The following is a 20,195-nucleotide window of genomic DNA, read 5'->3' on the forward strand; positions in this document are numbered from 1 at the left end:
TCCGTCCCGCTCTTTCGAAGGTGGATGCCGAGACCCTTCTCGCGTTGCTCGACTAGGCCTTGCGCATGTAGGCGCGCACCGTGAGCGGGGCGAACACCGCCACGATCACCGCCGCACCGACGAGCGAGATGATCACGTCGGAGCCCGCCGTGCCGGTGTTGACGAGGTCGCGCACCGCGGTGACGAGGTGCGAGACGGGGTTCACGTCGACGAACCACTGCAGCCACGACGGCATGGTGTTCGAGGGCACGAACGCGTTCGACAGGAACGTCAGCGGGAACAGGATCAGCATCGAGATGCCCTGCACGCTCGACGCGCTGCGTGCGATGACGCCGAAGAACGCGAAGATCCAGCTGATCGCCCACGAGCAGGCGATGACGAGCAGGCCCGCGGCGACCACGGCCCAGATGCCGCCGGCCGGACGCAGACCCATGATGAAGCCCATCGTGAAGGTCAGCACGGTCGCGATCGCGTACCGCACCGTGTCGGCCAGCAGCGCCCCCGACAGCGGGGCGATACGAGCGATGGGAAGCGAGCGGAACCGGTCGAACACTCCCTTGTCCATGTCTTCGCGCAGCTGCGTGCCGGTGACGACCGAGGTCGTGATGACGGTCTGCACGAGGATGCCGGGGATGATGATCGGCAGGTAGCTCTGCACATCTCCGGCGATCGCGCCGCCGAAGATGTACGTGAACATCAGGGTGAACAGGATCGGCTGCACCGTGACGTCGATCAGCTGCTCGGGCGTGCGGCGGATCTTCAGAAGGCCGCGGCCGGCCATCGTGACGGTGTTCTGCAGGGTCTGCGCGAGGCTCGCGGTGCGGGGCAGGTCGCGGGTGGCGGTGAGGGCGCTCATGAGCGGGCTCCTTCCAGGTCGTCGGCGCTCTCGCGCGCGGCGGTGTCGTCGGTCGGCACACCGGTGCCGGTGAGGGTGAGGAAGACCTCGTCGAGGGTGGGCTGCTGGACGCTGAACTCGCTCAGGTGCAGCCCCTCCTCGCGGAACGCCACGAGCAGGTCGGTGACGCGGTCGGGGTCGGACATGGGCACCGTGAGGCGCGCGGCCTCGGGCGAGACGATGGCCGTGGCATCCAGCACTCGTCCGACGGTCGCTCGCGCGGCGTCGAGGTCGGAACCCGGCTTCAGTCGCAGCACGAGCGAGGCCTGGCCGACGGAGGCCTTGAGCTCGAGGGCCGTGCCCTCGGCGACGACGCGTCCGCGGTCGATGACGGCGATGCGATCGGCGAGCTGGTCGGCTTCGTCGAGGTACTGCGTGGTGAGCACGACGGTGGATCCGGATGCCACGAGCTGGCGGATCGTGTCCCACATCTGTCCGCGGGTGCGGGGGTCCAGGCCCGTGGTCGGCTCGTCGAGGAAGATCAGCGGCGGCTGGGCGATGAGGGATGCCGCGAGGTCGAGCCGACGACGCATGCCGCCGGAGAACTTCGCGAGCGGTCGAGATGCGGCCTCGGTGAGCCCGAACTCCTCGAGCAGCTCGCTCGCCTTGCGGCGCGCATCACCGCGGGACAGGCCCAGCAGGCGCCCGAAGATCATGAGGTTCTCGGTCGCGGAGAGCTTCTCGTCGACCGAGGCGAACTGCCCGGTCAGGCCGATGAGCTGGCGCACGACGTGCGGCTCGCGGGCGACGTCGTGGCCGAAGATCTCGGCGCGGCCGCCGTCGGGTCGCAGCAGCGTGGTGAGCATGCTGATGGTGGTGGTCTTGCCGGCGCCGTTGGGGCCGAGGACCCCGTAGACCGTGCCGGCTTCGACGACGAGATCGACGCCGTCGACGGCGCGGTTCGAGCCGAACGTCTTGACGAGCCCCTCGGCTCGTACGGCCGGAGTGCGGGTGGAGGAAGTGGTCATGACGACAGGATGCGCCGGAGGCTCTGCCGCACCGCTGTCACGACGGCGGGAGCGCTGTCACGGCGCTGTCACGACTACCCCGAGACGACGAGAGACCGGATGCCACGGCCTCGGGCCACGGCATCCGGTCTCTCGTTCTCGCGGGTCAGGCTCCGCGCAGGCGCTCAGCCAGGTATCCCTGAAGCGCGTCGAGGCCGATGCGCTCCTGGCCCATCGTGTCGCGGTCGCGCACGGTCACGGCATTGTCGTCGAGCGAGTCGAAGTCGACCGTGACGCAGAACGGCGTGCCGATCTCGTCCTGACGGCGGTAGCGGCGGCCGATGGCGCCGGCGTCGTCGAAGTCGATGTTCCAGCCGGCCGCGCGCAGGGTATCGGCGACCTCGCGGGCCAACGGCGACAGCCGCTCGTTGCGCGAGAGCGGCAGGACGGCGACCTTGACGGGCGCGAGACGCGGGTCGAGCTTGAGCACCGTGCGGGTGTCGGTGCCGCCCTTGGCGTTGGGCACCTCTTCTTCGCGGTAGGCGTCGACGAGGAAGGCCATCATCGCGCGCGTCAGACCGAACGAGGGCTCGATCACGTAGGGCGTGTACTTCTCGCCCGAGGCCTGGTCGAAGAAGGTGAGCGACTGGCCCGACGCCTCGGAGTGGCTCTTGAGGTCGTAGTCGGTGCGGTTGGCGACTCCCATGAGCTCGCCCCACTCCTTGCCCGGGAAGCCGAAGCGGTACTCGACGTCGATCGTGCCGGCGGAGTAGTGCGCGCGGTCGTCCTCGGGGACGTCGAAGCGCTTCATGTTCTCGGGGTCGATGCCCAGCTCGATGAACCAGTTCCAGCAGGCCTCGACCCAGTGCTCGAACCACTCGTTCGCCTCGGCCGGCGGGGTGAAGTACTCGATCTCCATCTGCTCGAACTCGCGCGTGCGGAAGATGAAGTTTCCGGGCGTGATCTCGTTGCGGAACGCCTTGCCGACCTGGCCGACGCCGAACGGGGGCTTGCGACGGGATGCCGTGAGCACGTTCGAGAAGTTCACGAAGATGCCCTGCGCCGTCTCGGGGCGCAGGAAGTACAGGCCCGACTCGTCGTCGACGACGCCGAGGTAGGTCTTGACCAGGCCCGAGAACGACTTCGGCTCGGTGTACTGGCCCTTGGTGCCGCAGTTGGGGCACGGGACGTCGGCGAGACCGTTCTCGGCCTTGCGGTTCTTACGCGCCTCGAAGTCCTCGATGATCGTGTCGGCGCGGAAGCGCTTGTGGCAGCTCAGGCACTCGACCAACGGGTCGGTGAAGGTGGCGACGTGACCCGAGGCCTCCCACACGCGCTTGGGCAGGATGATGCTGGAGTCGAGACCCACCATGTCGCCGCGGCCGCGGACGAAGGTCTGCCACCACTGGCGACGGATGTTCTCTTTCAGCTCCGTGCCGAGGGGGCCGTAGTCCCACGCGGAACGCGAACCGCCGTAGATCTCACCGGCCTGGAAGACGAACCCCCGATGGCGGGCGAGGGCGATGACCTTATCGAGGCGGGATTGTTCGGCCACGGTGGCTCCAATGGTCGGGAAAGCTGTGGGGTGCGCGAGCGCGCGGCATCCAGTTTATCGAAGCGGCTCGGGCTCTTCCGGCCCGCCGGTCAGCGCCCGATCGCGCTCCGCCCGCCAGCTCCGCAGGTACGGCATCGCGGTGTTCGCCGCATGGGCGCCGCGGGTGGCGCGCGCTGCGGCGGCCAGGGCCGCGGGGCTCTCGGCCAGCGTCGACGGCATGTGTGCGATCGGGTAGGGGAAGCGGTTGCGGAACATGTCCATCCACAGCAGCACCAGATCGCCGTCGTGCGCCAGAGTCGCTCGGGTGCGGGAGCCGCGCTCGTGCCGCTCGATCGACCATCCGCCGCGGTGGACCGTCGCCCGATAGTCGGGATCGCCGCCCCATCCCCAACTCCCCCACCCGTACCGCGGAGTGAACGCGCCGAGCGGGGCGAGAGCAGCGGCGAGGGTCTTCGGGGTCCAGGGCGCGGGGAAGAACGTCGACAGGCTCACGCCGAGAGCGAGCGGCGACAACAGCGCAGACACCTCGGCATCGTCCCGCGGCATCTCGGCGGCGAGGGCGGCGAGCAGCGCGACGGTCGTGGGCGCCGGCTCTCCCTCGTCGAGCAGGGCGACGAACGTCTGCAACGACAGCACGTACGACCGGTGCGCCGCGGCATCTCGGAACGGGGGAAGGGGGATGCCGTCGACCGCCGGACGACCCCACGGGACGTCCTCGCCAGAGGTCTCGCTGAGCCCCTCACGGCCCGGCCGGGCGCCCCGGATCATCGCGTGATCCGCTCGCGCCGCACCGTGAACCGCTCCAGCGCCGCGGTGTCGATCTCGACGCCCACGCCCGGCCCGGTCGGCACGCGCATATATCCGTCGTCGAGTACGGCCGGTTCGGTGACGATGTCGCGATCGTAGAAGCGGGCGGATGCCGAGATGTCACCCGGCAGCGTGAAGCCCGGCAGCGCGGCCAGGGCGGCGTTGGCGGCGCGGCCGATCCCCGTCTCGAGCATGCCTCCGCACCAGACGGGAACACCCGCCGCGAGCGCCCGGTCATGGATCGCAACGGCCTCGAGGTAGCCGCCGACACGGCCGGCTTTGATGTTGAGGATCGCCGCCGACCCCAGGGCGAGCGCGTCGGCCGCCGCCTTGTTGGAGACGATCGACTCGTCGAGGCAGACCGGGGTCGTCAGTCTCTTCGCGAGGGTCGCGTGATCGACCAGGTCGTCTTCCTGCAGGGGCTGCTCGATCAACAGAAGCTCGAAGCGGTCGAGTTCGGCGAGGGTGTCGGCATCCTGAAGCGTGTACGCGGAGTTCGCGTCGACCTGCAGCGGGATCGATCCGAAGGCGGCGCGGACGGCGGCCGTGTCGCCGATGTCGCGACCGGGTTTGATCTTGATCTTGATGCGCACGTACCCCTCGTCGAGGTAGCCGCCGACGGTGTCGACCAGCGCCGCCGGGTCGCTCTGGATGCCGACCGAGACGCCCGAGGGCACGCGGGTCTTCTCGGAGCCGAGGTACTGCGCGAAGCTGCGACCTTCCGCGCGCAGAGCGGCGTCGATGACCGCGAGCTCGAGACCCGCCTTGGCCATGCGGTGGCCGACGATACGGTGCAGCGCGCCGGCGACCTCCTCGGGCGCGACGATACGCCGTCCGAGCAGCGCCGGAGCGAGGAACCGGGTCAGCACGTCCCACGCACCCTGCGTGTACTCGCTGGAGTAGGACGGCTCGGACTGTGTCACCACTTCCCCCCAGCCGCGGCCGTCGGGCGTCTCGGCGGTCACGATGATCACCTCGCGCACCGTCTCGGTGCCGAACGAGGTGGTGAAGGGAGACACGAGCGGCATGTGCAGCACACGCAGTTCGACCGCATCGAGGGTCACGGGCGCGGCAGGGCGGATCGATGGCATGACGGCAGGCTAGCGGGCGCGTTCGCGAACCGATCGCGCGGTGGGCCACGCTCCTGAGAAACCGGCTCTGCGGGCGTTGTCGTCGGGATCCGGACGGACGGTGCCGCCCATCTCTCAGGAGTTTCGCTCGGGCCCCGTCGGCGGGCGGGCGACCGTAACGCCCGCGCGCGCACCTGGCAAGGGACCGTGCCCCCGTCCGACGCGCGCGTAGCGTCGGCCGCATGAGCGCTGACTTCACCCCCCGCCACGCGATCGTCACCGGCTCCGACTCGGGCATCGGCGCGGCGACCGCCCTCGCCCTCGCCGACGCCGGCATGGACGTCGCCGTGACCTACCACTCCGATAAGGACGGCGCCGAAGAGACCGCCGCGGCCGTGCGCGAGCGCGGCGTGCGCGCGATCGTCGCGCAGTTCGACGCCACCGACTTCGACGCGGTGCCGGATGCCGTGAACGCCATGGCCGACGAGCTCGGCGGCCTCGACGTCTTCGTGAACAACGCCGGCGGCGGCATCGGCGGCAGCTTCCTCGACCTCGATTTCGACACCTGGCGCACCGACATCTCGCTCAACCTCGACGGAGCGTTCCTCGCCCTGCACACCGCCGCCCGGCGCATGGTGAAGACCGGTAACGGCGGACGGCTCATCGTCGTGTCGAGCGTGCACGAGCACCAGCCGCGCGTCGGCTCCGCCCCCTATGTCGCCGCCAAGCACGGCGTCGGCGGGCTGATCAAGACGATGGCGCTGGAACTGGGCCAGTACGGCATCACCGCCAACGCGGTCGCCCCCGGCGAGATCGCCACCCCCATCAACGACATGTCGGCCGAAGACGCCGATCGCATCCACCGCCCCGGCATCCCGCTCGGCCGCCCCGGCAAACCGGAGGAGATCGCCGACGTCATCCGCTTCCTCGCGTCACCCTCGGGCTCGTACGTCACCGGTGCGAGCTGGGTCGTCGACGGCGGGATGCTGCACATGGGCCCGCAGGCGGGCTCGCACATGGAGTCGGACGCCTGGCGTTCGGCAGGACAGGAGTGACGCGATGAGCGACGAGAAGAGCTTCGAAGAGAACCGTCACGACCAGTTGACGACCGCCCCGAAGGCGACCGAAGAAGACGCGGCACCGCGCTTCGACGTCACCGAGCACGACGGCGTCACCCGCATCGACGTGCGCGACGATGCGGCCGTGCGTCCCGGCCCCGGCCAGGGTGACCCGGCGGCGGAGAAGGACACCCCGATCACCGAGCAGTGATCGCGCGGGGGCCGAGTCGATCGGGCCCCGCGCGTCACCCCACGATGAGGTAGCCGCGGCGGTCGAAACCGCCGATCCGGCGACCGGATGCCAGGTGCTCGCGCAGGTCGTCGCGCACGCGCCGGCGCCACCCGGCGGCTGCCACGGGGTCGCTGCGGCGCAGATGCTCGATGGCGTCGGGCACGGCCACGACGGCCTGGATCTCGGCATCCGTCGGCGTCGGCGCGGGCGGCTCGGCGAGCGCCCACGACACCATGAGCCGGTCGGACTCGTCGCCGCGGTTCACGGCGTCGGCCATCGCCCCGTAGTGGTCGACCAGGTACTCCGTCGCGCGAGCGCCGAGTACGGCGAGGTTGAAATGCGCATTGCGAGCCACGAGCGGGTCGAACGTCCAGGTGATGCGCCCGACCCCGCGCTCGAGCGCCCAGGCCCGCTGGTGCTCCTTGAGCTGTCGGCCGAGGCCGCGCCCCTGCTGCCCGGGCACGATGCCGGTGATGTGCGAGTGCATCGTGCGCTCGGCGGGCGGGCCGAAGAAGGCCGCAGACGCCCCGATCATGCGGTCGCCGTCGAAGAGGCCCACGACGTAGTTGCCGGCGTGTTCGAGCGCGCGCAGGATGTTCGCCGGCATGGTGCCCTGCTCACCCCACACCTCGTCCAGCACCCGCGCGGCCTCGTGGATGCCGGCGACGGTGTCGAGAGTGCGGATGTCGGTGGCGCTCATGCTTCGAGTCTGACACCGTCCGCTTCGTGTCTGAGGGGAGCGTGATGTTCTCGCCCGGCGATGCGTTTCATCGATGGAGACGAACGAGTGAGTCATCGACGAGAGGACACGACATGGCATCCATATTCTCGGCCCGCCGCCGGATGGCATCCGAGGCATTTCGTGAGGTGGGTCTCGTCGGCCCGAGCGGGGCGGCGTGCGGCGTGCGGCGTGCCGCGTGCCGCGTGCCGCGTCATATCTTCAGCGATACGCATGATGTCAGCCCGAAGTCCCGGGTGGTGGGTGAAGTTGCGCGAATCCCCGAGGCTACGCGCAACGCAAGGCTCCCGGCATCCGCTGCCGGGCGCGCGGATCCCCGAGGCTGCGCGACGCAAGGCTCCCGGCATCCGCTGCCCGGCGCGCGAATCCCCGAGGCTCCGCGCAACGCGGGGCTCCCGGCATCCGCTGCCCGGCGCGCGGAGCTGCGCGCTCGGCGACTCGCACAAGGTCAGCCCGACGACCGCGCGATGAACTGACCTGGCGCGGATCACGGAGGCTCCGGGGAATCTCGACCCGCCGAGCGCGCCCGCGAGGTCGACCCGCCCAGCGGGGAACTGCGGAAGCGATCGACCGGGCGCGCCGGAACCCCGCTCAGGCGCAGGGCACCGGGGTGTTCGCCACGTGGATCCGCGGAGTTGCGGGAAGGCGACGATCGTCGCGCGGTGGGAGTTCCCTCACTCGCCGCGTCCGACGAGCAGCGGTCGTCACACGGCCGAGTGTGGCACGACCACGGGGCGCCCGGTGTTCGGATCCACCAGGATCGTGCACTCGACGTCGAAGACCCGGCGCACGACGTCTCGGTTGATGACGCTCTCCACCGCTCCGGTCGCGACGACCCGACCGTCTCGCATGGCCACGATGTGGTCGGCGTAGCGGGCGGCCAGGCTCAGGTCGTGGAGCACCATGACCACCGTCACACCCTCGCTGTGCAGGCGTCGAACGGTGTCGAGCACTTCGAGCTGGTGCGCGATGTCGAGGTAGGTGGTGGGCTCGTCGAGCAGGAGGACGGGGGTGCGCTGGGCCAGCGCGAGCGCGATCCACGCGCGTTGCCTCTGCCCGCCGGAGAGGGTCTGAAGGGGGTGATTCGCCAGGTCGCGCAGGCCGGTGCGCTCGAGCGCATCGAGCACGAGGTCTTCGTCGACGCGTGACCACTGGTCGTACCAGCGCCGGTGCGGGTCGCGCCCCCGCGAGACGAGATCGATGACGGTCAACTGCTCGGGCGCGATGGGGGCCTGCGGCAGAAGGGCGACATGGCGCGCGAAGACGCGATGTGGGATCTGGGCGATTGGGGTGTCCTCGAGCAGCACCTCACCCTCGACCGCCGGCCCGAGCCGGCTGAGACTGCGCAGGAGGGTCGATTTTCCGCATCCGTTCGGGCCGATGATGGCCGTCACCTGACCGGCGGGGATCTCCAGGTCGATGCCGTTGAGTACCGGACGGTCCCCGAAGGTGAGGACGAGATCGCGAACGGTGAAGACGGTGGTCATTGCGTGAGATCTCTCCTCGAGCGAACGAGCAGCCAGATGAGGAACGGGGCGCCGACGACGGCGGTGACCGCACCCGTGGGAAGAAGGAGCGGGGCGAGCGCGAGTCGTGCGACGAGGTCGCTCGCAAGCAGGAGCGCGGCTCCCGCCACTGCGCTCGCCACCAAGGGAGGTCGCGGTGTGCGGCACGCGAGGCGGGCGAGATGGGGCGCGACCAGGGCGATGAAGCCGATCGGTCCCGCGGCGGCCACGGGGACGGAGGTCAGGACCACCGCCAGCAGGAGAAGCATCGCCACCGACGCCGGGACGCGATAACCGAGCGAGGTGGCGAGAGAGGACCCGAGCTCGAGCGCGGGGAGCCGCGAGGAGAGGACGATGAGGGGCACCAGGGCGGCGACGGCGGCGACGGTGACGGCGGCGACCTCCGCCCACCCGCGGCCGCCGAGCGAACCTGCGAGCCACGCGTTCGCGCGGGCGGCGTCGTCGATGCTCGCTGCGGTGAGCATCCAGCTCGTCAGTCCGCCGAACAGCGCGGAGACGCCGACACCGGCGAGCAGAGGGGACAGCCCCGTGGTGCCCGTGAAACCGAGGAGGAGGCCGACGAGAGCGGCGGCGAGGGTTCCGCCGATGAGCGCGGCGATCGGGGTTCCGATGACATCCAGCGCCGCGACTCCGGCGGCGTTCGTGCCGCCGAGCACGATCGCGGCGACCGCGCCGGCACCCGCGCCCGCGGAGACACCGAGCAGATCAGGGCTCGCCAGAGAGTTGCGTGCCGTGGTCTGCACGACCGCCCCGGCGACGGCGAGGCACACGCCCACGACGACGCCGAGCACGATGCGGGGAAGACGGATGACGTTGACGACGAGGTGATCACGGGCGCTCCCCTCTCCTCGGAGGGCGGCGATGACACCCCCGGGCGAGAGCGTGTAGTCGCCGAGGGCCAGCCCGGCACCGGCCAGAAGAACCGCACCGGCGAAGAAGAGGGCGCAGACCACGACGGTTCGCCGGTGGATCTGTTGAGAGAAGGGACCGATTCGCACGATCGTGGAGGAGCTCACGAGTACGCCCTTCGCGTGCGGACGATGATGACGAGAAGGGCCGGAGCGCCGATGACGGCGACCACGACACCCACCGGGAGTTCTGCGGGGTGGACGATGACGCGACCGATGACGTCGGCGACGACGACGAGCAGTGCACCGAGCATCGCGCTGACGGGCAGGAGCAGCGTGTGCGTCACACCGACCAGGCGTCGCGCGAGATGCGGGGCGACGAGTCCGACGAATCCGAGCGCGCCGATGGCGACGGTCGCCCCGCCGACGAGCAGGGTCACGGCGGCGAAACCGAGGAGCCGCGTCGGAAGGAGGCGGCGCCCCAGTGCCGCCGCGATGTCGTCGCCGAGCGCGAGCACGTCGAGCGCGCGCGCGTGAGCTCCGGCGAGGAGGCCGCCGACCGCGAGGGGCACGAGCGCGGCCGCGAGCACGTCGAGGCCTCGCCCCGCGCTCAGGGAGCCCACCGTCCAGAACCGGAAGAGATCGAGCGTGGCGGAGTCGAGGAGCAGAACGATTCCGGTGATCGCACCGAGCAGCGCCGAGACGGCCGTTCCCGCAAGCACCAGCGAGGCGGGTGACGCGTCTCTGCGGCGGCTCGCCGCGAGTCCGATGACGACGACCACGACGGTGCCCAGAGCAGCGCCACCGAAGGCCGCGCCGAGGTAACCGGTCGGTGTGGTGAGTCCGGCGAGGGCGATGCCCGCGACGACGGCGAGGGAGCTGCCGGCGGTGATCCCGAGCAGACCGGGATCGGCAAGCGGATTGCGGGTGTGGCCCTGGATGACGACGCCCGCGACCGCCAGAGCGGCGCCCCCGACGATCCCGATCAGCGTGCGCGGCAGACGCTGATCCTGCACGATCGCCCGGGCTTCGGCGTCGGCGCCCCCGAGCAGCGCCTGCCACACCACCGCCGGGGCGAGGTCTCTCGAGCCCACCGTCAGGCCGAGGGTGAGGCACACGACGATCACGACCGCTGCCGCGCCCACGAGGAGCGCGGCGCGGGCCGTGCCGCCCGACAGAACGTCCAGGACTCTGCGCTCAGAAGGTGGCGAGCAGGGACTCGACGACATCGAGGCTGTGCAACGCGGTCAGCGCGGCGCCCTCGTGGGTCTGCTTGTCCGAGCGCACGACATGGCCGCCGACGACCGCGGGGAGCTGCGTCCACAACGAGTCGGTCTGCAGTTCGTCCCAGTACGCGGCATCGTTGACCAACGCCACGACCGCCCTGGCGTCGCTCCACGTCGACACGAGCTGCTCCGGCGAGAATTCGACGCCTTCGCCGCTCTGAATCGCCTCAGCGAACGCGGCGGACGGTGTCGCGCCGAGATCACGCAGCACGGTCGACAGCAGTCGGTTCGGGCGCGTGTCGCTGCCGTCCGAGTGCATGTTGACGGGTGCGAATGTCTGAGACGCGAGAACATCCGCGTACGCCTCGGACACCTCCGCCACACGCGCGTCGTACTGCGCGATCAGCTCCGCGGCACGATCCTGCGTCCCCGTCGCCTCGGCGACGAGACGGAGATCGTCCTGCCACGAGCTGGTGCTCTGATCGCCGATCGCCAGGACCGGGGCGATCGCTCGCAGCTCGTCGAGGATCGGTTCGACGTCGTCGACGCGGCTGACGACGAGGGTCGGCGCGGCTTCCGCGATCGCCTCGAGGTTGATCTCCTCTGCCAGGAACATCGGCGACGCCCCCGCGGCGCCCGAGAGCACGTGCGCAACGGGTGCTTCCAGGTCGAGCGTGCTGGCCGCCTCGTACGGATATCCCGTGAGGGGCAGGCCGAGAGACAGCACGATGTCGAGATCGCGGCGCCCCTCCAGCACGATCACCGACTCGATCGCCTCGGGCACGGTCACGGGTCCGAGGACCGTCTCGACGGTACGGCCCCCTTCGTCTGCCGACGAACCGCCGCCGGCCGCAGCCGTGCAGCCCGTGAGCGTCAGAGACGCAACGCAGGCGAGGGAGAGAAGAGAGACGAGGGAGCGTTTCGAGGTCACGAGAGGTATCCTTGATGCGTCATGGTCGACTGAGTAAGGCTACCCTAACCCATCGGAGCAGAGGGGTTGTGGCGGGAGGAATCCAGATGCAGCGGACAACCCCGGGACGGGGACGTCGAGAGGGCGGTGTCATCGACGGCCCCGAGAGCGTCACCGCGATCGCCGCGGCAGAACTGCGCGCCCGGATCATCGACGGACGACTCGCGATGGGCGCTCACGTGACCGAGCATTCGCTCGCCGCGGAGATCGGCGTGGGACGACAGTCTCTTCGTGAGGCCCTCCGCGCACTCGAGAGTCAACGCGCGATCGTCCACGTGCCGCGCGCGGGGAGCCGCGTCGTGCAGCTGACCCTGCAAGACGCCTTCCACGTGACCACCGTGCGCGAACAGCTCGAGACCCTCGCGGTGCGCCAGGGGGTTCCCGCGACCGGCGACACGTTCGCGCGCCTGCGGGCGGCCATGCACGCCATGCAGCAAAGCGCGCGTGCCGACGACGAGAAGAGCGCTCCCCGCGACGGCCTGGAGTTCCACACGGCGCTGGTCGCCCTGGCAGGCAACGACCACCTGAACGCCGCGTACGCCGCGATCGCCCTACCCGTCGCCATCCTCATGCGGCTGAACCGTCACGCTCAAGCGGGGGCGGAATCTCTGCTCGAGCGCGCGGCACGGCACCAACGCGTCGTCGACCTCGTCGCCGAGGGAGACCCCGACGCCGTGCTCACGGAGCTGCGCGCGCACCATACGGCCGCCTACCTCCTGGGCGACCACCTGTCGGCCGACGGCGCCTCCGAGGACGCACTCGCATGGGCCCGAACGCTCGGCCGGATCGACGGCGAGTAACCCCCGGTGACACGAAGGGCGGCCCCGGAGATCGATCCCCGGCGTGGTGCCGCATCCGCATCGCCCGCCGCGTCCCCGGCGCGCCGGGCGGCACGTCAGCGATCCGACGGACGCAGCTTGTCGACGCCGCCCACGTGGCGGATCGTCCGACCGCGTTCGACGACGATCGCCGCGCCCCCGAGCAGCCACAGGGGCACCTGTGCGAGGAAGGCGATGCGGAACGCGTCGAGCGAGTAGGTGTCGGGCGTACCGGCGCCCTGTAGGTCCATCGCGACGCCGATGAAGAGGATCGCCAGGAGAGCCGCGAGGAACCCGCCCCCGTTCACGATGCCGGTCGCCGTGCTCAGTCGATGGCTGGGGGTGAAAGTCCGCGCGTGATCGAAGGCGATCATCGACGCCGGTCCGCCCGTCGACAGGGCGAACATCAGCACGACGAGCAGCCACACCGGCGCCGGCCCCGGCCAGGCGATGACGGCGATCCACACCACCGCCTGGAAGACGATCACCGGCAGCACGAGCCACCGGGAACGGCGCGTGGGATGCCGACTCGACAGCGCGCCGATCACGGGCCCGCACAGGATGCCGAACAGCACGAGCGTCGTCATGATCAGCGACGCGGTCGCCGGCGCCAGTCCTTCGCCCGCGGTCAGGAAGGGAAAGCCCCACAGCAGCATGAAGGCCGTACCCGCGAAGGGGGTGGCGAAATGCGACCAGAACCCGAGACGCGTGCCGGGATGCGCCCACGATTCGCGGAAGCCCTGCCGCAGGTCGGCCGAGGATCGCACCACTTTGATCGCGCCCGTCTGGGTGTCGACGGTCGTGTCGACCGGGTCGGCGCGACGTTCGGGCGGGCGATTGCGGATGATGGCGAAGGTGAGCACGGCGAAGAGCACGCCGAGACCCGCGACGCTGCCGAACGCGACGCTCCAGCTGGTGGCGTGCAGGAGCGCGGCGAGCGGCACCACCGCGATGATCTGGCCGAACTGACCGATGATGCCCGTCAATTGCACGAGCAGCGGCGCCCGCTGCGCCGGAAACCACGTCGCGATCACGCGCAGGACGCTGGGGAAGATCGCGGCGTCCCCCGCGCCGATGAGGACACGGGCCAGGATGCCGATCCCCACGGCATCCGCGAAGGCCATCACGAGCTGACCCGCCGCCATCAGCACCATGCCGATCGCGATCATGGGCCGCGCGCCGAAGCGGTCGAGCAGCAGGCCGACGGGGATCTGCATCGCGCCGTAGACGAAGAGCTGGATGACGGCGAACATCGACAACGCCGACGCGTCGGCGTGGAAGCGCGTGGCCGCGTCGACACCCACCGCCGACAGGGAGGTGCGGTTGACGATAGAGACCACGTAGGCGAGCACCCCGACGCCCCACAGCACCCAGGTACGCCACCCCGGCCGGTCGAGGCGGAGGGCGTTCGTCACGAGTCCAGGCTATCGGCGACCTCCGACACCGGGGCCGGGATGCTTACTCGACCGGGTCGGCCAGAACAGCGCGCATCCTCTCGCGCACCCGCGCCAGGTGCGCCGTCAGCGGGGCGACGTCGTCGTCGCCGAGCCACTCGTCGAGGGCCGTCTGCAGCAGGTCGACCGTGACGCCGGCCACGACGCGGGCGGTCAGCGCATCGACACCCCGCGCGAGGCACCCGGCGGCGATCGCCTCGCGCAGGGCGTCCTGCTTCTGCAGGTCGCGCTCACGAAGAGCGGGCTCGTCGCGGATGAGACGGCGAGCCGACCTCATCTGCTCGCGTCGCGGCTCGAATCTCTCGACGGCGAGAACGTGCAGGCCACCCCACACGACCGCGAACGGCGGCGGACCCGCGGGCGCTGCGGCCAGCATGGCGGTCGCGAGGGCGGGGATCTCGTCGTCGCCGAAGAACACCTCGCGCTTGTCACTGAAGTGGCGGAAGAACGTCCGCTCGGTGAGCCCCGCCCGCGCGACGATGTCGGGGACGGTGGCGCCGGCGAACCCCCTCTCCTCGAAGAGCTCGAGGGCGGCGGCGCGCAGGCGTTCGCGGGTGTCGGGTGCCCATCTGGCCATGAGACCAGCCTAAGTGATGACAGTTCATGTCATCACCGGTAGAGTGATGACACCCCCTGACATCACCGAGGAGATCGTCGTGCCGAATCACTCCGCAGCCGTGCTGCGCACCGCCCGAGCCCGGCTGCACGTCGACAGCGTCGCCACCCCCGAGCCCCGCGAGGGCGAGGTGCTCGTTCGGGTGCGCGCCGTCGCCGTCAATCCGGTGGACTGGGTGATCCAGGGCACGGGAAGCATGACGTACCGGTGGCTGCGCGGACCCGCCGTGCTCGGCTCCGACGTGGCCGGCGAGGTGGTCGCGGTCGGGCCCGGTGTCAGCCGTTTCCGCCCGGGTGACCGCGTGTTCGGATTGGCCACCGGCACGGACCGTGGCCGCGACCCCCTGCGCGAGGGGGCGTTCCAAGAGGTCACCGTGCTGCTGGAGCGCCTCGCCGCCCCCATCCCCGACGGCATGAGCGACGAGGAGGCGGCCGTCCTGCCCCTCGCGGTGTCGACCGCCGCATGCGCGCTGTTCCAGCCGGCCCACCTCGGGCTCCCGCTGCCCGAGCCGGGCCGCCCGGTCTCCGCCGAGCGCGGTGTGGTGGTCGTCTGGGGCGGCTCGACGAGCGTGGGAATGAACGCCGTCCAGCTCGCTCGCGCCGCGGGGTACGACGTCGTCAGCACCGCCTCGCCCCGCAACGCCGCCCTCGTACGCTCGCTGGGCGCCGACGTCGTCGTCGACCACCACGCGCCGGGAGCGGTCGACGACCTGGTCGCCGGGATCGCCGGACGCCGCGTGGTCGGCGCGATCGCCCTGGGCCCCACCTCGGCCGAGGCGTGCCTCGCGGTGCTGCGTCGCACCGGCGGCACGGCCCTGGCCCTGGCGAGCACGCCCGTGTCGCTCGCCGACCTCGCCGGCCGACGACGGCTGCTGCCGGGCGGTCTCGCCGTCTTCGCGCGCATCGGACTCGCGTCGGTGACCTCGGCGCTGCGCGCCCGGCGCGCGGGCGTGCGATCGCGCTTCATCTGGGGCAGCAGCCTGCGCGACGACGACCTCGGGCCGGCCCTGTGGGGCACGCTGCTCCCCGCGGGCCTCGCCGACGGCACGCTGAAATCCGTTCCCGCACCCCTCGTGGTCGGCTCGGGATTGGATGCCGTCCAGCCGGCGCTCGATCGCCAGCGCGAGGGCGTCTCGGCGCAGAAGATCGTCGTCCGGCTGTAGCCCGACGCCCGGGTTGCGAGAGCGTGCATCCGCCGCGCACCCCCGGCCCGGGTCGCCGCGCGCCGCCGCCCCCGCAATCCTGGTCGTCGAGCACCACCCGCGCACGGCAGAATGGTCCGATGGTCTCCGCGAGCCCCCACCTGCAGCCCGATCACGCGTGCCTCATCGTCCACGGCAGCGACACCCCCGGCATCATCGCCGCGGTCTCGGCGCTCATCGCCCGCCAGGGCGGCAACATCGTCGCCTTCGACCAGTACTCCGACGACCCTCGCGGCGGCGCGTACTTCCAGCGGGTCGTGTTCCACCGCCCCAACCTGTCTGTGGCCCTTCCCGACATCGAGGCCGATCTCGCCACGACCCTCGGTGAGGGCTTCGAGCTCGAGTGGACCCTGACCGACCTGTCGACGCCGAAGCGCATGGCGATCCTCGCCTCGAAGCAGGACCACTGCCTGCTCGATCTGCTGTGGCGTCACCGCCGCGGCGACCTGCCCGTCAGCATCCCGATGGTCGTGTCGAACCACACCACGGCCGCCGAAGACGTGCGCTCGTTCGGCGTGCCCTTCTTCCACGTGCCCTCGACGCCCGGTCCCGACAAGTCCGAGTCCGAGGCCCGCATTCTCGAACTGCTCGTCGGCAACGTCGACTTCGTCGTGCTCGCGCGCTACATGCAGATCCTCTCGCCCGACTTCCTCGACAAGATCGGGGTGCCGGTGATCAACATCCACCACTCGTTCCTGCCGGCCTTCATCGGCGCCGAGCCGTACAAGAAGGCCAAGGAGCGCGGTGTCAAGCTCATCGGCGCGACCTCGCACTACGTCACGAGCGACCTGGACGAGGGACCGATCATCGAGCAGGACACCGTGCGCGTGACCCACGCCGACTCCTCGGCCGAGCTCGCCCGCCGCGGTGCCGATGTCGAGCGTCAGGTGCTCTCCCGCGCCGTGCTGTGGCACGCCGAGGACCGCATCATCCGCCACGGCAACCACACCATCGTCTTCTAGAGACCGGATGCCGCGCCCCGGCGGCTACGCGCCGTGCGGCTCCCGTGAGCACGGCCAGGCGTGTGCCCCTCCGCCGACGCGAGAAGCCCCTGACCACCGCGAGACGGCATCTCGCTGACATCTCGGTTGCACGCTGCAACGGTTTCGTCAGCGAAATGCCGTCTCGACGTCGAAGGGGCCCGCGGGACGACCGGCGCGTGAGCGCTACTCCGGATCGGTCGCCCGGCTGAGCGGACCCGAGCCGCCGCGCGGCGGCTGCTTGCGCTGATCCGAGAGCTCGCCGCCCTGGCGGCCCCCGTACGGCCGGCCGTGATCGGCGAACTCCGCGCGGAAGTACGCCAGTCGCCAGTCACCCAGTTCGATGCGCGCGCCCGTGCGCAGGATGCGGCCGCCGCCGGAACGCCCCGGGCCCTGTTCTCGCGTCCCGCCGCCCCCGACCGCGTCGAAGCCGTAGAGCACGTACTCGTCGTCGCCCTCGTGCCGGATCTCGGCGTGTACCGGCGCGAGCCCCGGCAGGCGCAGGTCTGCGTCCTCGCCCGACCCGATGACCGTCGTGGTCGGCAGCAGGTCGAACTCGCGCGGGCGCGAGCCGTCCCACGTCGCGTCGCCCACCGCGAAGATCAGGCGCGGGCGGCCGGATCCGGGCGTGTAGTGCGTCGTCGTGATGCGCCGTCGCACCGTGCGATTGACCGTCGGCACCAGCGGCAGCGGCGTCTCGGGCGGGATCGGGAACGTCAACGCCCGCCCTTTGTTGCGGCGGGTGAGCAGCGGCGCGACCGCCCCCACCGACCCCAGCCGGATGTGGCGCGACCCGGTGATCGCCCGCTGGAGAGCACTCTTCTTCACGTCCCCGAGGTGCAGGATCGGCCCGTCCGGGCCCTCGAGCCTCACGGAGATGCCTCGGGATGCCAGGGCGTCGGCCACCGTGGACAGCTCGGCGAGTGTGCGTCGGCCGTTGCCGGGCAGCCGCGAGGGGTCGCTCACGACGATGCGCACCTCGGTGCCCGCGGCCGTGATCGTGCCCTCGAACGGCGGGGTGTCGGCATCCTGTCCCTCGTGCTCCGAGAAGGCGAGGTCGATGTCGAGGCGCACCATGACGGCGCCGCCCCTCAGTTGCCGCGGTACGGGTCGGACCCGGCCGCGGTGTCGTCGCTCGTGGTGACGCGGAGGGTGCCGTTGAGCTTCCAGGTCGCACGGGGAGCGTCGGGGCCGATGTCGCGCGGCACCTCGACGGTCATGTCGACGAACGAGTAGTTCACGGCGGCGCCGCGACCGGTCAGGTACGACCACATCTCACGGCCGAGGTCGGTCCAGTCGGTGATGGAGTGCGCCTCGGGCCCGGTGGAACTGGCGAACGGATCGCTCGCGGGGGTGGTGTCCGACATGGCTTCGGTCCCTTCTTTCGCTTCGAGGCCACCAGCGTCCCAGCGGGTCGGGGGGCGACAGCGGGGATTGCGCTCCGGCGCGTGGTGCGGGACCATCTGCCCGACCCCCAAAGAGACGTTTGACGGTCGCGGTCGGACGCGCCACGATGGCGGGATGTCCCGGATCGACGAGCTGCGCGCGACCGCGCACCCCCTGCGCCTGCGCCTGCTGTCGCTGCTCACCGGTGCGGCGATGAGCGCCGCCGAGGCGGGGCGCGAACTCGGCGTCTCGCAGGCGTCGGCCAGTTACCACCTGCGCGTACTCGAGCGGGCGGGTCTGATCCGCGTCGTCGAGGTGGTGCGGCTGCGCGGCGGAGAGGCACGGCGATACCGCCACGAGAGCTCGTCCCGACGATACGATCCCGACGCTCACACCGGCGAGCGCTCACCCGAGAGCGAAGAGGAGTACGTCGAAGCGCTGATCGACGAGCTCCGGCGCCGAGCACGCGCCCGGATCGATGGGCCGGCTCTGACCGCGGATGCCGAGCTCTGGGTCGACCCGCAGGTCTGGGCCCGCATCGTCCGGCACGTCGGCGAGGCATCGGCCCTCCTGCACGCCGCCGCCCAACCACCCCGGAGCCCCGGGACGAGACCGGTGTCGATGACGACCGCCCTCTTCCCGCTCCGGCACCCCCGATGACCGGCCCCCTCGCTCACGCGCCGTTCCGCTGGCTGCTCGCCGCCCGCACCACGGCGATCATCGGCAACGCCGTCGCACCCATCGCCCTCGCCTTCGCCGTGCTCGATCTGACCGGGTCGGCCGCCGACCTGGGTCTCGTCGTGGCCGCCCGCTCGGTCGCGAACGTCGCGATGCTGCTCTTCGGCGGCGTGCTCGCCGACCGCCTCCCCCGCGGGGCGGTACTGGTGGGATCCTCCCTGGCGGCCGCCGCCACCCAGGGCACGATCGCCGCGCTCGTGCTCACCGGAACCGCCGGCATCCCGATCCTCATCCTGCTCAGCGTCGTGAACGGCGCCGTCGCGGCGGTGAGCCTTCCGGCGGCGGCCGCCCTCGTCCCCGACACCGTTCCGGTCGCCCTGCTGCGGCCGGCGAACGCTCTGCTGCGTCTCGGTCTGAACGGCGGCGGCATCGTCGGCGCCTCCGTCGGTGCGGTGGTGGTCGCCGCGGTCGGGCCCGGGTGGGGTCTGGCGATGGACGCTGCGGCTTTCGCCGTCGCGGCGGTGTTCTTCACCCGCCTGCGCCTTCCCGCGAGAACGGATGCCGTCGACCCCGGCGCGGCGGCATCGGTCTGGGCCGACCTGCGCGGGGGGTGGCGCGAATTCGCGAGCCGCCGGTGGATCTGGATCGTCGTGCTGCAGTTCGCCGTGCTCAACGCCGCGTTCGTCGGGGCCACCACCGTGCTCGGCCCTCTCGTGGCCGACGAGACCTTCGGTCGCGGCGGGTGGGGACTCGTCGTCGCTGCGCAGACCGCCGGTCTCGCGGTGGGCGCCGTGATCGCCCTGCGGTGGCGCCCGCGCCACGCCCTCGGTCTCGGCGTCGCGGGCATGGCATTGGTCGCCCTTCCGGTCGCGGTCCTCGCGGTGCAGCCGACGCTCGCGCTCCTCGTGGGCGCGTTCGCCGTCGGAGGGGCGGCGATCGAGCTGTTCGCGATCGCATGGGATCAGTCGCTGCAGACGCAGGTTCCGCGCGAGGCGCTGTCGCGCGTGTACTCGTACGACATGGTCGGATCGTTCGTGGCCGTCCCGCTCGGGGAGATCCTGGTCGGGCCCCTGGCGCACGAGCTCGGAGCGACCCCCGTGCTTCTCGGGTGCGCGGCGATCATCGTGCTGGCGACGGTGTTCGCGGCCTGCTCGCGCAGCGTGTGGCGCGTGCGAACCGCCTGATCACC

The 20,195-nt window shown here is 71.2% G+C and carries 21 protein-coding genes; 7 read left to right on the forward strand and 14 right to left on the reverse strand.

Features of this window, described 5'->3' with window-relative positions; translation table 11 throughout:
- Positions 1 to 52 precede the first annotated feature (52 nt).
- The 5 genes from QE454_RS05025 to menC all read right to left on the reverse strand — a co-directional run bounded on the left by QE454_RS05025 (position 53) and on the right by menC (position 5,295).
- Complete coding sequence (locus QE454_RS05025; protein ID WP_116239503.1) at positions 53 to 856, reverse strand: ABC transporter permease; 804 nt, start codon at positions 854 to 856, stop codon at positions 53 to 55.
- On the reverse strand, positions 853 to 1,863 hold the full coding sequence (locus QE454_RS05030) for an ATP-binding cassette domain-containing protein (protein ID WP_307457429.1): 1,011 nt from the start codon (positions 1,861 to 1,863) through the stop codon (positions 853 to 855). Before QE454_RS05030 ends, QE454_RS05025 begins: the two co-directional genes overlap by 4 nt.
- 145 nt (positions 1,864 to 2,008) lie before the next feature.
- Complete coding sequence (locus tag QE454_RS05035; protein WP_307457426.1) at positions 2,009 to 3,397, reverse strand: glycine--tRNA ligase; 1,389 nt, start codon at positions 3,395 to 3,397, stop codon at positions 2,009 to 2,011.
- A 54-nt stretch (positions 3,398 to 3,451) separates the two neighbouring features.
- Entirely contained in the window at positions 3,452 to 4,165 is a 714-nt protein-coding gene (locus QE454_RS05040; protein ID WP_309668545.1) for a hypothetical protein, read from the reverse strand.
- The gene (menC, locus tag QE454_RS05045) at positions 4,162 to 5,295 is read right to left on the reverse strand and encodes an o-succinylbenzoate synthase (protein WP_307457420.1); all 1,134 of its coding nucleotides are present in this window, start codon (positions 5,293 to 5,295) and stop codon (positions 4,162 to 4,164) included. Before menC ends, QE454_RS05040 begins: the two co-directional genes overlap by 4 nt.
- Before the next feature lie 221 nt (positions 5,296 to 5,516).
- On the opposite strand from menC, the gene QE454_RS05050 reads away from it, so the two are divergent.
- Together QE454_RS05050 and QE454_RS05055 are read left to right on the forward strand one after the other, a co-directional pair.
- Entirely contained in the window at positions 5,517 to 6,329 is an 813-nt protein-coding gene (locus QE454_RS05050; protein WP_307457416.1) for an SDR family oxidoreductase, read from the forward strand.
- A 4-nt stretch (positions 6,330 to 6,333) separates the two neighbouring features.
- On the forward strand, positions 6,334 to 6,543 hold the full coding sequence (locus QE454_RS05055; RefSeq protein WP_307313692.1) for a multidrug transporter: 210 nt from the start codon (positions 6,334 to 6,336) through the stop codon (positions 6,541 to 6,543).
- A 34-nt stretch (positions 6,544 to 6,577) separates the two neighbouring features.
- Here QE454_RS05055 and QE454_RS05060 read toward each other — a convergent pair whose 3' ends face one another.
- From QE454_RS05060 to QE454_RS05080, 5 genes are all read right to left on the reverse strand, one after another.
- On the reverse strand, positions 6,578 to 7,264 hold the full coding sequence (locus QE454_RS05060) for a GNAT family N-acetyltransferase (RefSeq protein WP_307457414.1): 687 nt from the start codon (positions 7,262 to 7,264) through the stop codon (positions 6,578 to 6,580).
- A 743-nt stretch (positions 7,265 to 8,007) separates the two neighbouring features.
- A complete protein-coding gene (locus QE454_RS05065; protein WP_307457409.1) occupies positions 8,008 to 8,790 on the reverse strand; it encodes an ABC transporter ATP-binding protein in 783 nt (260 codons plus the stop codon).
- Positions 8,787 to 9,845 carry an iron chelate uptake ABC transporter family permease subunit gene (locus QE454_RS05070; protein WP_307457405.1) on the reverse strand — a complete coding sequence of 353 codons (1,059 nt, stop codon included), beginning with the start codon at positions 9,843 to 9,845 and terminating at the stop codon, positions 8,787 to 8,789. Before QE454_RS05070 ends, QE454_RS05065 begins: the two co-directional genes overlap by 4 nt.
- Complete coding sequence (locus QE454_RS05075) at positions 9,842 to 10,906, reverse strand: iron ABC transporter permease (protein ID WP_307457402.1); 1,065 nt, start codon at positions 10,904 to 10,906, stop codon at positions 9,842 to 9,844. Before QE454_RS05075 ends, QE454_RS05070 begins: the two co-directional genes overlap by 4 nt.
- Positions 10,875 to 11,834, reverse strand: a complete 960-nt coding sequence (locus tag QE454_RS05080; protein ID WP_307457398.1) for an ABC transporter substrate-binding protein — start codon at positions 11,832 to 11,834, stop codon at positions 10,875 to 10,877. Before QE454_RS05080 ends, QE454_RS05075 begins: the two co-directional genes overlap by 32 nt.
- Before the next feature lie 86 nt (positions 11,835 to 11,920).
- On the opposite strand from QE454_RS05080, the gene QE454_RS05085 reads away from it, so the two are divergent.
- A complete protein-coding gene (locus tag QE454_RS05085) occupies positions 11,921 to 12,673 on the forward strand; it encodes a GntR family transcriptional regulator (protein WP_307457396.1) in 753 nt (250 codons plus the stop codon).
- Between the two features lie 95 nt (positions 12,674 to 12,768).
- On the opposite strand, the gene QE454_RS05090 is transcribed toward QE454_RS05085, so the two are convergent.
- Positions 12,769 to 14,106, reverse strand: coding sequence for a nitrate/nitrite transporter (locus tag QE454_RS05090; protein WP_307457392.1), 1,338 nt, complete (start codon positions 14,104 to 14,106; stop codon positions 12,769 to 12,771).
- Positions 14,107 to 14,149: 43 nt separating this feature from the next.
- The gene (locus QE454_RS05095) at positions 14,150 to 14,722 is read right to left on the reverse strand and encodes a TetR family transcriptional regulator (protein WP_307457389.1); all 573 of its coding nucleotides are present in this window, start codon (positions 14,720 to 14,722) and stop codon (positions 14,150 to 14,152) included.
- A 46-nt stretch (positions 14,723 to 14,768) separates the two neighbouring features.
- On the opposite strand from QE454_RS05095, the gene QE454_RS05100 reads away from it, so the two are divergent.
- Together QE454_RS05100 and purU are read left to right on the forward strand one after the other, a co-directional pair.
- Complete coding sequence (locus QE454_RS05100; protein WP_307457386.1) at positions 14,769 to 15,923, forward strand: zinc-binding alcohol dehydrogenase family protein; 1,155 nt, start codon at positions 14,769 to 14,771, stop codon at positions 15,921 to 15,923.
- A gap of 119 nt (positions 15,924 to 16,042) precedes the next feature.
- The gene (gene purU / locus QE454_RS05105) at positions 16,043 to 16,924 is read left to right on the forward strand and encodes a formyltetrahydrofolate deformylase (RefSeq protein ID WP_307457383.1); all 882 of its coding nucleotides are present in this window, start codon (positions 16,043 to 16,045) and stop codon (positions 16,922 to 16,924) included.
- A 204-nt stretch (positions 16,925 to 17,128) separates the two neighbouring features.
- Here purU and QE454_RS05110 read toward each other — a convergent pair whose 3' ends face one another.
- Together QE454_RS05110 and QE454_RS05115 are read right to left on the reverse strand one after the other, a co-directional pair.
- Positions 17,129 to 18,019, reverse strand: a complete 891-nt coding sequence (locus QE454_RS05110; RefSeq protein WP_307457380.1) for an FHA domain-containing protein — start codon at positions 18,017 to 18,019, stop codon at positions 17,129 to 17,131.
- Between the two features lie 14 nt (positions 18,020 to 18,033).
- Positions 18,034 to 18,309: a hypothetical protein gene (locus tag QE454_RS05115; protein WP_267788538.1), complete on the reverse strand. Its 276-nt coding sequence runs from the start codon at positions 18,307 to 18,309 to the stop codon at positions 18,034 to 18,036.
- A gap of 154 nt (positions 18,310 to 18,463) precedes the next feature.
- Between QE454_RS05115 and QE454_RS05120 the strand changes: the two genes are divergently transcribed.
- Both QE454_RS05120 and QE454_RS05125 read left to right on the forward strand, forming a co-directional pair.
- A complete protein-coding gene (locus QE454_RS05120; protein WP_307457377.1) occupies positions 18,464 to 18,988 on the forward strand; it encodes a helix-turn-helix domain-containing protein in 525 nt (174 codons plus the stop codon).
- Positions 18,985 to 20,190, forward strand: a complete 1,206-nt coding sequence (locus QE454_RS05125; protein ID WP_210075850.1) for an MFS transporter — start codon at positions 18,985 to 18,987, stop codon at positions 20,188 to 20,190. Before QE454_RS05120 ends, QE454_RS05125 begins: the two co-directional genes overlap by 4 nt.
- The last annotated feature ends 5 nt before the right edge of the window (positions 20,191 to 20,195 follow it).

The organism is Microbacterium sp. SORGH_AS_0454 (assembly GCF_031453395.1).
In the GTDB taxonomy this organism is placed as follows: domain Bacteria; phylum Actinomycetota; class Actinomycetes; order Actinomycetales; family Microbacteriaceae; genus Microbacterium.

Coding starts and splice junctions, on each gene's coding strand:
- QE454_RS05025 (WP_116239503.1), bottom strand. CDS start 856: ATGAGCGCCCTCACCGCCACCCGCGACCTGCCCCGCACCGCGAGCCTC.
- QE454_RS05030 (WP_307457429.1), bottom strand. CDS start 1,863: ATGACCACTTCCTCCACCCGCACTCCGGCCGTACGAGCCGAGGGGCTC.
- QE454_RS05040 (WP_309668545.1), bottom strand. CDS start 4,165: ATGATCCGGGGCGCCCGGCCGGGCCGTGAGGGGCTCAGCGAGACCTCT.
- menC (WP_307457420.1), bottom strand. CDS start 5,295: ATGCCATCGATCCGCCCTGCCGCGCCCGTGACCCTCGATGCGGTCGAA.
- QE454_RS05050 (WP_307457416.1), top strand. CDS start 5,517: ATGAGCGCTGACTTCACCCCCCGCCACGCGATCGTCACCGGCTCCGAC.
- QE454_RS05055 (WP_307313692.1), top strand. CDS start 6,334: ATGAGCGACGAGAAGAGCTTCGAAGAGAACCGTCACGACCAGTTGACG.
- QE454_RS05060 (WP_307457414.1), bottom strand. CDS start 7,264: ATGAGCGCCACCGACATCCGCACTCTCGACACCGTCGCCGGCATCCAC.
- QE454_RS05065 (WP_307457409.1), bottom strand. CDS start 8,790: ATGACCACCGTCTTCACCGTTCGCGATCTCGTCCTCACCTTCGGGGAC.
- QE454_RS05075 (WP_307457402.1), bottom strand. CDS start 10,906: ATGTCGTCGAGTCCCTGCTCGCCACCTTCTGAGCGCAGAGTCCTGGAC.
- QE454_RS05085 (WP_307457396.1), top strand. CDS start 11,921: ATGCAGCGGACAACCCCGGGACGGGGACGTCGAGAGGGCGGTGTCATC.
- QE454_RS05095 (WP_307457389.1), bottom strand. CDS start 14,722: ATGGCCAGATGGGCACCCGACACCCGCGAACGCCTGCGCGCCGCCGCC.
- QE454_RS05100 (WP_307457386.1), top strand. CDS start 14,769: ATGACACCCCCTGACATCACCGAGGAGATCGTCGTGCCGAATCACTCC.
- purU (WP_307457383.1), top strand. CDS start 16,043: ATGGTCTCCGCGAGCCCCCACCTGCAGCCCGATCACGCGTGCCTCATC.
- QE454_RS05110 (WP_307457380.1), bottom strand. CDS start 18,019: ATGGTGCGCCTCGACATCGACCTCGCCTTCTCGGAGCACGAGGGACAG.
- QE454_RS05115 (WP_267788538.1), bottom strand. CDS start 18,309: ATGTCGGACACCACCCCCGCGAGCGATCCGTTCGCCAGTTCCACCGGG.
- QE454_RS05120 (WP_307457377.1), top strand. CDS start 18,464: ATGTCCCGGATCGACGAGCTGCGCGCGACCGCGCACCCCCTGCGCCTG.
- QE454_RS05125 (WP_210075850.1), top strand. CDS start 18,985: ATGACCGGCCCCCTCGCTCACGCGCCGTTCCGCTGGCTGCTCGCCGCC.